11 protein-coding genes are annotated in these 10,508 nt (G+C 70.5%); 6 read left to right on the plus strand and 5 right to left on the minus strand.

The features are described from left to right. Positions 1-48: 48 nt before the first annotated feature. Positions 49-1,446 (plus strand): class II 3-deoxy-7-phosphoheptulonate synthase, encoded by a 1,398-nt coding sequence (locus O6P37_RS28245; protein ID WP_269897188.1) that lies wholly within the window; start codon positions 49-51, stop codon positions 1,444-1,446. Here the strand turns inward: O6P37_RS28245 and O6P37_RS28250 are convergent. Beyond that, entirely contained in the window at positions 1,443-2,648 is a 1,206-nt protein-coding gene (locus O6P37_RS28250) for a protein kinase domain-containing protein (protein WP_269897189.1), read from the minus strand. The two genes, O6P37_RS28245 and O6P37_RS28250, sit on opposite strands and share 4 nt — an antisense overlap. Positions 2,649-2,682: 34 nt before the next feature. Between O6P37_RS28250 and O6P37_RS28255 the strand changes: the two genes are divergently transcribed. After that, on the plus strand, positions 2,683-3,087 hold the full coding sequence (locus tag O6P37_RS28255) for an Rv2175c family DNA-binding protein (RefSeq protein WP_264012353.1): 405 nt from the start codon (positions 2,683-2,685) through the stop codon (positions 3,085-3,087). Here the strand turns inward: O6P37_RS28255 and O6P37_RS28260 are convergent. From O6P37_RS28260 to O6P37_RS28275, 4 genes are all read right to left on the minus strand, one after another. Next, positions 3,042-4,580: an alpha-(1->6)-mannopyranosyltransferase A gene (locus O6P37_RS28260; RefSeq protein ID WP_269897190.1), complete on the minus strand. Its 1,539-nt coding sequence runs from the start codon at positions 4,578-4,580 to the stop codon at positions 3,042-3,044. The two genes, O6P37_RS28255 and O6P37_RS28260, sit on opposite strands and share 46 nt — an antisense overlap. 4 nt (positions 4,581-4,584) lie before the next feature. Beyond that, on the minus strand, positions 4,585-5,664 hold the full coding sequence (gene idsA2 / locus O6P37_RS28265; RefSeq protein WP_264012369.1) for a bifunctional (2E,6E)-farnesyl/geranyl diphosphate synthase: 1,080 nt from the start codon (positions 5,662-5,664) through the stop codon (positions 4,585-4,587). Between the two features lie 111 nt (positions 5,665-5,775). Then, positions 5,776-6,405, minus strand: coding sequence for an LppM family (lipo)protein (locus O6P37_RS28270; RefSeq protein WP_264012368.1), 630 nt, complete (start codon positions 6,403-6,405; stop codon positions 5,776-5,778). A gap of 112 nt (positions 6,406-6,517) precedes the next feature. Then, positions 6,518-7,114: a GNAT family N-acetyltransferase gene (locus tag O6P37_RS28275; protein ID WP_269897191.1), complete on the minus strand. Its 597-nt coding sequence runs from the start codon at positions 7,112-7,114 to the stop codon at positions 6,518-6,520. 208 nt (positions 7,115-7,322) lie between these two features. Here O6P37_RS28275 and O6P37_RS28280 point away from each other — a divergent pair, with 208 nt between their 5' ends. The 4 genes from O6P37_RS28280 to O6P37_RS28295 form a co-directional block, all read left to right on the plus strand. Then, positions 7,323-7,724, plus strand: a complete 402-nt coding sequence (locus tag O6P37_RS28280) for a DUF3040 domain-containing protein (RefSeq protein WP_269897192.1) — start codon at positions 7,323-7,325, stop codon at positions 7,722-7,724. Positions 7,725-8,035: 311 nt separating this feature from the next. After that, the gene (gene mraZ / locus O6P37_RS28285; protein WP_018599516.1) at positions 8,036-8,467 is read left to right on the plus strand and encodes a division/cell wall cluster transcriptional repressor MraZ; all 432 of its coding nucleotides are present in this window, start codon (positions 8,036-8,038) and stop codon (positions 8,465-8,467) included. After that, complete coding sequence (gene rsmH / locus O6P37_RS28290) at positions 8,442-9,611, plus strand: 16S rRNA (cytosine(1402)-N(4))-methyltransferase RsmH (RefSeq protein WP_408633271.1); 1,170 nt, start codon at positions 8,442-8,444, stop codon at positions 9,609-9,611. Before mraZ ends, rsmH begins: the two co-directional genes overlap by 26 nt. Continuing rightward, a partial coding sequence (locus O6P37_RS28295) for a hypothetical protein (RefSeq protein ID WP_269897194.1) occupies positions 9,608-10,508 on the plus strand: 901 nt, incomplete at its 3' end. The genes rsmH and O6P37_RS28295, both read left to right, overlap by 4 nt.

Raw genomic sequence — 10,508 nt, forward strand, 5'->3', positions numbered from 1 at the left:
GCAGTCGACCGCGTAAATTCCGGTGCGCCGCCCGGTTACCATGAATGGGTGAACTGGACCGTCGACGTACCCATCGACCAGCTCCCAGACCTGCCGCCGCTGCCCGAGGACCTGCGGCGACGGCTCGACGCCGCGCTGGCCCGGCCGGCCGTCCAGCAACCCAGCTGGGATCCCGACACGGCCAAGGCGATGCGAACGGTGCTGGAGAGCGTTCCGCCGATCACCGTGCCGTCGGAGATCGAGCGGCTCAAGAGCCTGCTCGCCGACGTCGCGCGCGGTGAGGCATTCCTGCTGCAGGGCGGTGACTGCGCGGAGACCTTCGCCGACAACACCGAACCCCACATCCGCGCCAACATCCGCACGCTGCTGCAGATGGCGGTGGTGCTGACCTACGGCGCCAGCATGCCGGTGATCAAGGTGGCCCGCATCGCCGGCCAGTACGCCAAGCCGCGGTCGGCCGACATCGACGCGCTCGGCCTGCGGTCCTACCGCGGTGACATGGTCAACGGCTTCGCCCCCGACGCGGCGCTGCGTGAGCACGACCCGTCGCGGCTGGTGCGTGCCTACGCCAACGCCAGCGCCGCGATGAACCTGGTGCGGGCGCTGACCTCCGGCGGCCTGGCGTCGCTTGACCTGGTGCACGACTGGAACCGCGAGTTCGTCCGCACCTCGCGCGCCGGAGCCCGCTACGAGGCGCTGGCCGGCGAGATCGACCGCGGCCTGCGCTTCATGAACGCCTGCGGCGTCAAGGACCCGAACCTGCAGACCGCCGAGATCTACGCCAGCCACGAGGCGCTGGTGCTGGACTACGAGCGAGCGATGCTGCGGCTGTCCACCGACTTCCCGGCCGGCGATCCCGAACCGCGGCTCTACGACCTGTCCGCGCACTACGTGTGGATCGGCGAGCGCACCCGTCAGCTCGACGGCGCCCACATCGGGCTGGTCGAGACGATCGCCAACCCGATCGGTGTCAAGCTCGGCCCGACCACCACGCCCGAGATGGCCGTCGAGTACGTCGAGCGGCTGGACCCGCACAACGTGCCGGGCCGGCTGACGCTGGTCACCAGGATGGGCAACCACAAGGTGCGCGACCTGCTCCCGCCGATCATCGAGAAGGTGCAGGCCACCGGTCACCGGGTGATCTGGCAGTGCGACCCGATGCACGGCAACACCCACGAGTCCTCCACCGGCTACAAGACCCGCCACTTCGACCGCATCGTCGACGAGGTGCAGGGCTTCTTCGAGGTGCACCGGGCGCTGGGCACCCATCCCGGCGGCATCCACGTCGAGATCACCGGTGAGGACGTCACCGAATGTCTCGGCGGCGCGCAGGACATCTCCGACACCGACCTCGCCGGCCGCTACGAGACCGCGTGCGACCCGCGACTGAACACCCAGCAGAGCCTGGAGCTGGCGTTCCTCGTGGCGGAGATGCTGCGCGACTAGAGCAGCCCGGGCAGGTTGCTGCCCAGCGTCCAGGCGGCGGCGCCGAGCAGGCCGGTGAGGGTGAGCACCGCGATCACCCAGAACAGCAGGGTCCGCCTGGCCCGTTGCCTGGCCCAGTAGAACTCGTCGATCGGGATACCGGCGAAATGGTCTGCGACCGAGGCGTATTCGTCGTCGCGGCTCGGTTCCGCAGGCCAGTCGTCGGGGCCGCGGGTGAGTTCGCGAGTGGGCTGACGCGGCGGCGCGGGCGGGGCGGCGGTGACCGGCGCGCGGGTGTGCGCAGGGGTGGCCGACGCGTGCGCCGCCGAATTCCTGGCCACCGGCACCCGGAAGGCGGGCAACCGCAACTCGTCGGCGATGTCGGCGAGGTCGTCGCCCATGTCCTGGGCGTCGGCGTAGCGCTGCACGGGGTCACGCGCGGTCGCCCGCAGCACCAGATCGTCGAACTGCGATGGCACGCCTGCGATCACCGAACTCGGCGGCGCGACGTCGTGGTCCATCCGCTGGTAGGCCACCGCCAGCGCGGTGTCGCCGGTGAACGGGGTGTCTCCGGTCAACAACTCGTAGGCGAGCACGCCGACGGCGTAGACGTCGCTGCGCGGCCCGGAGTCACCGGAGGCGACCTGCTCGGGCGAGAGGTAGGCCGCGGTGCCGAGGATGACGCTCGTCGACGTGATCTTCGCCTCGGCGAGCGCGCGGACCAGGCCGAAGTCGGCGATCTTCACCTCGCCGTCGTCGGAGATCAGCACGTTCTCCGGTTTGACGTCACGGTGCACCAGACCGGCCCGGTGGGCGACGGCCAGCCCGGACAGCACCGGCGCCAGCACCGCGGCCGCGGCGTGCGGCGGCATCGGGCCGCGCTCGCGCAGCAGCTCGCGAAGGGTGCCGCCCTCGACGAGCTCCATCACCAGGAACGGGTGGCCGCGGTCGATGCCCTGGTCGTAGACGGCGACCAGGCCGTCGCCCTTGAGCCGTGCGACGGCACGGGCCTCCCGCTGGAACCGGGTCAGGAAGTGCTGATCGCCCGCATACCGGGACTCCATCACCTTCAGCGCCACCGGCCGGTCCAGCCGCTCGTCGAGGCCGCGGTACACCGTCGACATCCCGCCGGCTGCGATCGGGGCGTCGACGCGGTAGCGCCCGTCCAGCACGGTGCCGACGAGCGGATCCGAATGCTGGGGGTAGGGCTCCACCGAACACATGTTACGAGTCCGGTTTGGCCCTAGACTCGATGCCGTGAGCAGCATTCCGGCCGCTGACGATGTGTTGGAGCCCGACGAGGCCGTCTACGACCTGCCTGCCGTCGCATCAATGCTCGGCATTCCGGTGACCAAAGTCCATCAGCACCTGCGCGAGGGCCACCTCATCGCCGTCCGCCGCGGCGGCACCGTGGTGGTGCCCAAGGTGTTCTTCGACGACTCCGGGCAGGTGATCAAGCCGCTGCCCGGGCTGCTGGTGGTGATGCACGACGGGGGGTACCGCGACACCGAGATCGTGCGGTGGTTGTTCACCCCCGACCCGTCGCTGACCATCAGTCGCGACGGCAGCACCGAGCGGCAGACCAACGCGCGGCCGGTGGACGCGTTGCGCTCACATCAGGCCCGCGAGGTGGTGCGCCGCGCCCAGGCGATGGCGTACTGACCCGGCCGCCGGTCGGGGTGATAGAGCGAATACCACGCCACCACAGCGCATGCCGTGGCGAGCAGCACGTGCGCCCATGAGTACATGCCGTGGGCGCCGTCGGGTTTGAAGATCACCATGATCCACGTGGAGAAGCCGGCGATGAGCGCGATGGCGGGCCGGCTCTGCGCCAGCGCTGCCACCACGGCGAGCGGCCAGGTGTAGTACCAGGGCAGCGCGGCGGGCACGAACAGCACCACCACCGCCATCACCGCGGCGATGCCGACGAGTGCCTCGCGGTCGGTGTGGCGGAACCGCCACCACAGCAGCGGAAGTGAGACCGCGATGATCGCGATCCCGATGATGCGGGTGACGTCCAGCACGGCGTAGAAGTTCACCGGCAGGAACAGCCCGCCGATCACGTTGACCAGTTGGGCCGCCGCGGTCGGCAGGGTGAGCCAGTTGATGATCTTCACCGATCCGGCGAGCGCGGTCAGCCACCCCAGGCCGACGCCGGCCAGTGCGGACACCACCGCGAACACCGCGACGAAGATGGCGCACGACGCGGCGGTGGCGGCGGAGAAGGCGCGCAGCGGCCGGTACCCGCGACGGTCCTGCAGCTGACGCATCCACACCCACACCATGAATGGAAGTGCCAGTCCGCCGGTCGCCTTGACCGCCACCGCGAGCGCGATCAGGGCGACGCCCCAGACCGGCCGGCCACCGAACGTCAGCGCGATGCCTGCGACCATCAGCCCGACCATCAGCATCTCGTTGTGCACGCCACCCATCAGGTGGATGACCACGAGCGGGTTGAGCACACAGATCCACAGCGCCGCTGGGCCGTCGGCGCCGACGTGGCGGGCGACCCGCGGCGCCGCCCAGATCAGCAGTGCCAGCCCCGGCAGCATGCACAGCCGCAGCAGCATGGTGCCCGCGATGACGTCGTCCCCGACGAGCAGGGTGACGAACTTGGCGATCAGGATGAACGCCGGACCGTACGGTGCGGTGGTGGTCGTCCAGATCGGACTCACGTTGTCCAGCAGCGGGTTGGGGTTCTCGATCGGGCCCACCAGGTACGGGTCGAAGCCGTCGCGCAGCAGGGCGCCCTGAGCCAGGTAGGAGTAGGTGTCGCGGCTGAACACCGGCACGCTCAGCAGCAGCGGGGCGATCCAGAAGCCCGTGGTGGCGACCATCGTGTACTCGGAGACATCCCCGTCGATCACCCGCCGCCCCAGCCACAGCCAGGCGATCAGCATCACCGCCACCCCGCCCCACAGCAGCAGCGACGACAGCACGAGGCCATGTCCGAAGCGCAGCCACGACAGGTGCAGCGACTCCAGCAGCGGGTCGTGCAGCCTGGTGCTGCCCGCCCCCAGCGCGCCGATGGTGATCAGTGCGGCGCCGAGGCAACCGAGCAGCGCCGGCCGCGCCGCGCCCGATGAGGCGAATGCGACCAGCCGAGAGAAGTGCTGTCCCGCAGGACTTCTCGGAATTCCCGTATCGGTCGTCATGCTGTCAGGCGGACCGGTTGGCGGCCGATCTCGCGAGCTCGGCCAATCCGGTCTTCGCCTGCGCGTCGATCGGTGCGGCGGCCAGGCGCTCCAGCGAGCGACGGGTGAGCAGCTCGATGCGCTCCTCTACCGCCGCCAGCGCGCCGACGGACTCGATGACCTGACACAGCTCGCGCACCTGGGCATCGGACAAGTTCGTGCCGATCGACGTCCTCAGCAGCTTGGCCGCCACCGGGTCGGTGCGCTCGGCGAGCTCGACGGCCTCGGCCACCAGCACCGTGCGCTTGCCCGAGCGCAAATCGTCCCCGGAGGGCTTGCCGGTGACCGCGGGATCGCCGAACACCCCGAGCACGTCGTCGCGCAGCTGGAAGGCCACCCCGAGGTCGGTGCCCACCTCGTGGAAGATCGTCTGCACGTCGGGACGGTCGGCTGCCGCGGCGGCGCCCATCTGCAACGGCCGCGACACGGTGTAGGACGCCGTCTTGTAGGTGTTGACGGTCATCGCCGATGCCACCGAGTCCGCGCCGCCGGCCTCGGCGACGATGTCGAGGTACTGCCCGCCGAGCACCTCGGTGCGGATGTCGGCCCAGACGCGTTGCACCCGCCGGTGCGCGTCGTGCGGCAGGTCGACGGTGGCGACGATGTCGTCGGCCCACACCAGCGCGAGGTCGCCGAGCAGGATCGCCGCGGACAGGCCGAACTGCTCGTCGGAGCCGTGCCAGTTCTGCCCGCGGTGCCGCTCGGCGAAGAGCCGGTGCACGGTCGGGAGGCCGCGGCGGGTCGCCGAGGCGTCGATGACGTCGTCGTGCACCAGCGCGCAGGCGTGCAGCAGTTCCAGCGCGGCGAACAGCCGGAGGATCCCGGGGTCGGCATCGCGGCCCGCCACCGCGCGCCAGCCCCAGTAGGCGAACGCCGGGCGGACCCGTTTGCCTCCGCGCAGGACGAACTCCTCCAGCGCGGCGGTCAGCTCGGCGTATTCGGTGCCGATGTAGGCGCTGTCCCGGCGGCGGTCCCGGAGATAGTCCCGCAGTTGGTCGGTGACGGCACGGGCCAGCTCGACGGCTGACGGTGCCGCGGCATCCACGCTCAGCGGGCACCCCTTTCTCATGTGCTGATCTCGCCCCCGAGTGCACTAAGAGTAGAGCGTGTCGGGGGTTTCCCGGCAAGCCAGGCGCACGCCGGCGCTTCGCGCCGGTCAGGCGTCGTTGGCGGGCTCCTCGCCGAAGCGCGGTGAGCGGTCGCGGCTCGTCCAGGCCAGTGCGCCGACGATGCCGGCAACCACCATCGACGCCAGGCCCAGCCAGATGGCGGCGCCGGTGAACGAGCGGGCGCTCGGATCGGTGTAGCGGGCCTGCGCGTTCATCGTGGTGACCACCCCGGGGCGGAGCTTCCACTCGACGATCTCGGCGCTGAGCTGGTCGCCGTTCGTCGAGGTGACCTCGCCGGGGAACGACACCGACAGCGACACGTCGGCCTCCGGATCGCTCAGGGAGGTCAGGTCGACGCGGCCCTCGAGGATCACCAGGTCGCCCGCGCGGCGCAGGGAGATGTCCACGCCGGCCGCGTCGCGATTCATGTTGGCCAGCTGGGGGAGCTCGGCGAAGGTGAGGTCGGAGAACACCGCCTGTGAGCCCACGTAGTCGTCGCGCTCGTACTCCGTGACCGCCACCTTGGTGGCGAACGGCAGGCTGTTGAGCAGCTGCGGGCCCTTGTCGTTCTCGTCGCGCGGTTTGGCGGCGGCGACGATCTGCCCCGAGACCCGGTCGTCCGGTGACACCGTGATCGAGGCGCGCACACGCACACAACCCACCATCATCGGCAGCATCAGCACCAGAAGGGCGAGCACCAGCAGACGGGTTCGGCGACTTGCGGACGGGCGGGCGCGCACCCGGTCATCGTGCCAGACCGGACGTTGCCCGGTGGGCCCGACGGGCGGACTAGAGCGGCAGAGCGCGCCCGAGGATCGCGAAGGGGCGTGGATCGCCGGCGAAGTGGTAGCCGCGGATCACGTCGGTGAACCCCAACCTGCGGTACAGCCGCCAGGCCCGGTTCGCCTCACCGCTGGTCTCCGGGGTGGACAGCAGCACGTGGTTCTCGGTGCGGTCGGCGAGCAATCGCCTGGCCAGCGCCTCGCCGAGGCCCCGGCCCTGTGCGCCGGGATCGATGTGCAGTTCGGTGAGCTCGAAGTAGCTCGTCATCAGGTCGGCGATTCGGGACCGGTCGGCGCCGACCCGCTGCAACCCGGCGACCACCTGCTGCTGCCACCACTGGTCCGGGGCGCCGCAGTAGCCGTAGGCCACCCCCAGCAGCGGCGCGGCCTGCAGCTCGTCGGGGGGCGGCGTGGGTGAGTCGTCGGCGGTATCGACCGCGGCCACCGCCTTCCAGCCGTGCCTTCGGGTGTGCTCCAGCCACATCGAGGCCCGTTGCTCCTCGGTACCGCGCGGGTAGTGCATCGCGTCGACGTACACGCTGAGCGCGTCGGGGAGGCGCCGCGCCATGTCGTCCGGCGACAGATCGATCAGAAATGTCGCCAATGCGTCGCCTCTCCAGGGTGCTCAACCGTCGCCTCCATTATCCGGGGCGAGGTGGTGGCAGCCCAATGGCGGTGCACGTCATACAATCGAGCGACGAAGTAGGTGGTACGGCTCAGATCGACCTCGTATCATGACTGTTAGGTGTCCGTGAATGCGGGCATGGATGACTTTGAACACCGTGACCGGCCGTACCGGCGAGGAGGGACGAATGCCACTCTCCGATCATGAGCAGCGCATGCTCGATCAGATCGAGAGCGCGCTGTATGCCGAGGACCCCAAGTTCGCCTCGAGCGTGCGGGGTGGAACGCTGCGTGCGCCCTCGGCCCGCCGCCGACTGCAGGGCGCGGCGCTCTTCGTGGTCGGTCTTGGCCTTCTGGTCTGCGGGGTCGCGATCAAGGCGACCATGATCGGCACCTTCCCGATCCTCTCGGTGATCGGTTTCGTGCTGATGTTCGCCGGTGTGGTGTTCGCGATCACCGGTCCGCGGGTGACCGGTGCGCGCGACCGTACGGCTCCCGAGGCGCCGTCTCGGTCAGGGAAGAAGCAGAAGGGTTCGGGCTCGTTCACCAGCCGGATGGAGGATCGGTTCCGCCGTCGCTTCGACGAGTAGCCGAACAGTCGATTTCACTGGGGTAGCCCGATTGCGGGCTACCCCTTTTTCATGTCTGCGGCCGCTGCGGCGACACGCCGACTCCGGTTGTCGCGCGCTGTGCGCCCCACTACGCCCCACCGCCCACCTGTGATGTCCTGACCGGCTCTGATGCGCTCCCGTGGCGGTCCAGTCGGGTCGTCCAATCGCCTGGCCAGCCCAGGCGGGGGGCGTGGGTGGGGAAATTGTCGACGTCGAACCCACTAGTTGGAGCAAAGTGGGGGATTGTGGGGTAAAGTGGCACACATCGGAGCGAGGCGGGAGGTGGCCGGATGTTTCTGGGCACCTACACGCCGAAGCTCGACGACAAGGGGCGGCTCACACTGCCCGCCAAGTTCCGCGACGCACTGGCAGGAGGGCTGATGGTGACAAAGAGTCAGGACCACAGCCTGGCGGTCTACCCGCGGGACGAATTCGAGAAGCTCGCACGGCGGGCGTCGCAGGCGTCGCGGTCCAACCCGGAGGCACGTGCCTTCCTGCGCAACCTGGCCGCCGCCACCGACGAACAGCATCCCGACGCGCAAGGCCGGATCACCCTGTCCGCCGATCACCGTCGCTACGCCAACCTCTCCAAGGAGTGCGTGGTGATCGGATCGGTTGACTACTTGGAGATCTGGGACGCCCAAGCCTGGCAGGAGTACCAGCAGACCCACGAAGAGAACTTCTCCGCGGCTACCGATGAAACTCTGCGCGACATCATCTGAGTCCCCCGCGGGCCGGGGACAACACCCGGCCTCCGGTCCGCATGTCGCCCGTGCATCGTGGCCTCTGTCCGATCCGGCCCTGGCGTACTTCCCCGACGCCAGGTCCGCGCTCTCGGGCAGGGACCTCGATGCAGGGGCGCTCCTTTCACTGAACGGTTCTTCGGGGGTCGCGATGGAACACGTCCCGGTCCTGCTGGATCGCTGCGTCGAACTGCTGATGCCGGCGCTGACCCGGCGCGGCGCCGACGGGGCGGGCGCGGTGCTCGTCGACGCCACCCTCGGGGCGGGCGGGCACTCCGAGCGCTTCCTGTCGCTGCTGCCCGAACTGCGCGTGATCGGCCTCGACCGCGACCCGGATGCCCTGGCCATCGCCGGTGAACGGCTCGCCCCGTTCGGCGACCGGGTCCACCTGGTGCGCACCCGCTACGACGGCATCGCCGACGCCCTGACCGGATCCGGCTCGTGGGCAGCGGACGTCCGCGGTTTCCTGTTCGACCTCGGCGTCTCGTCGATGCAGCTCGACCGTCCGGAACGGGGCTTCTCCTACTCCGCCGACGCGCCCCTGGACATGCGGATGGATTCCGACGCCCCGCTGACCGCGGCCGAGGTGCTCAACACCTGGGACGAGAAGGCCCTGGCCCGGGTGCTGCGCGAGTTCGGCGAAGAACGGTTCGCCGGCCGGATCGCCAAGTTCGTCGTGCGCCGCCGCGCGCGTACGCCGTTCACCAGCACCGGCGAGTTGGTGGAACTGCTCTACGAAGCCATCCCGGCCCCCGCCCGCCGCACCGGTGGTCATCCCGCCAAGCGCACGTTCCAGGCGCTGCGCATCGCGGTCAACGGCGAACTGGACTCGCTGCGCGACGCGCTGCCCGCCGCGCTGGACGCGCTGGACGCCGGCGGGCGCATCGTGGTGATGGCCTACCAGTCCCTCGAGGACCGCATCGTCAAGACCCGCTTCGCCGAGGCGACCGCATCGCGCACGCCACCCGGGCTGCCCGTCGAATTGCCCGGCCACGGGCCGGAATTCGTCGCACTGACGCGTGGCGCCGAGCGTGCCACCCCTGAGGAGATCGAGCGCAATCCGCGCAGCGCCCCGGTGCGCCTGCGCGCGCTGGAGAAGGTTGCCGGAAGGGAAGTGGCATGAAGGTGAAGCGAACCGCAGCAGACCGCGGCGCCGATCGGCGGCGTACGGCCCGGCAACCGGCCCGCGGCGGCAGCCGCCGCCCGGTCGAGGCGCCGTCCCGCCGCGGCAGGCCCACCCGCGAGCGCGGTCCGCAGCGGTCCGCGCCGCAGACCGGACCCGTCGCCCGGCCGGCCAAGCCGTCCTCGGGTGCGGCGGCCGCACCCGCGCGGCCGAAGAACGCCAGCCAGGCCAAGGCCCGCGCCAAGGCCCGCAAGGCCAAGGCGCCGAAGGTCGTTCGCCCTCCGCTGCGTGAACGTCTCCTCGTCAGGCTCGCCGAGATCGAGTTGAATCCCCGGACCCTGGTCGCCAGGGTGCCGTTCGTGGTGCTCGTCATCGGGGCACTCGGGATGGGCCTCGGCATCACGCTGTGGCTGTCCACCGGCGCCGCCGAGCGCTCCTACCAACTGGGTGCGGCCAGGGAGACCAACCAGGCGCTGCTCCAGCAGAAGGAGGCGCTCGAGCGCGACGTGCTGGAGGCCCAGGCAGCACCCGCCCTGGCCGAGGCGGCGCGCGATCTCGGCATGATCCCCTCGCGCGACACCGCTCACCTCGTCCAGGACCCGGCGGGCAACTGGGTCGTCGTCGGCACGCCGAAACCGGCCGAGGGTGTCCCGCCGCCACCGCTGAACGCCCCGCTGCCCGACGACACGCCGACGCCGCAACCGCCTCCCGCGCCGCGAGTGGTCGATCCTCGTGAGGTGACTGTTCGGATGCCCGACCGCACCGGCCTGCCCGGATCGCCCGCAGCGACGCCCGCCGTGCCGCTCGGTACGGCACCGCACGGCGCCGTCGGCGGACCGCCGCCGTCGCCAGGGCCCGCACTGCCGCCCGCCGCGGGTGCGCCGGTGGCGCCGGACG

The organism is Mycobacterium hippophais (genome assembly GCF_027529605.1).
Taxonomy (GTDB): domain Bacteria; phylum Actinomycetota; class Actinomycetes; order Mycobacteriales; family Mycobacteriaceae; genus Mycobacterium; species Mycobacterium arseniciresistens.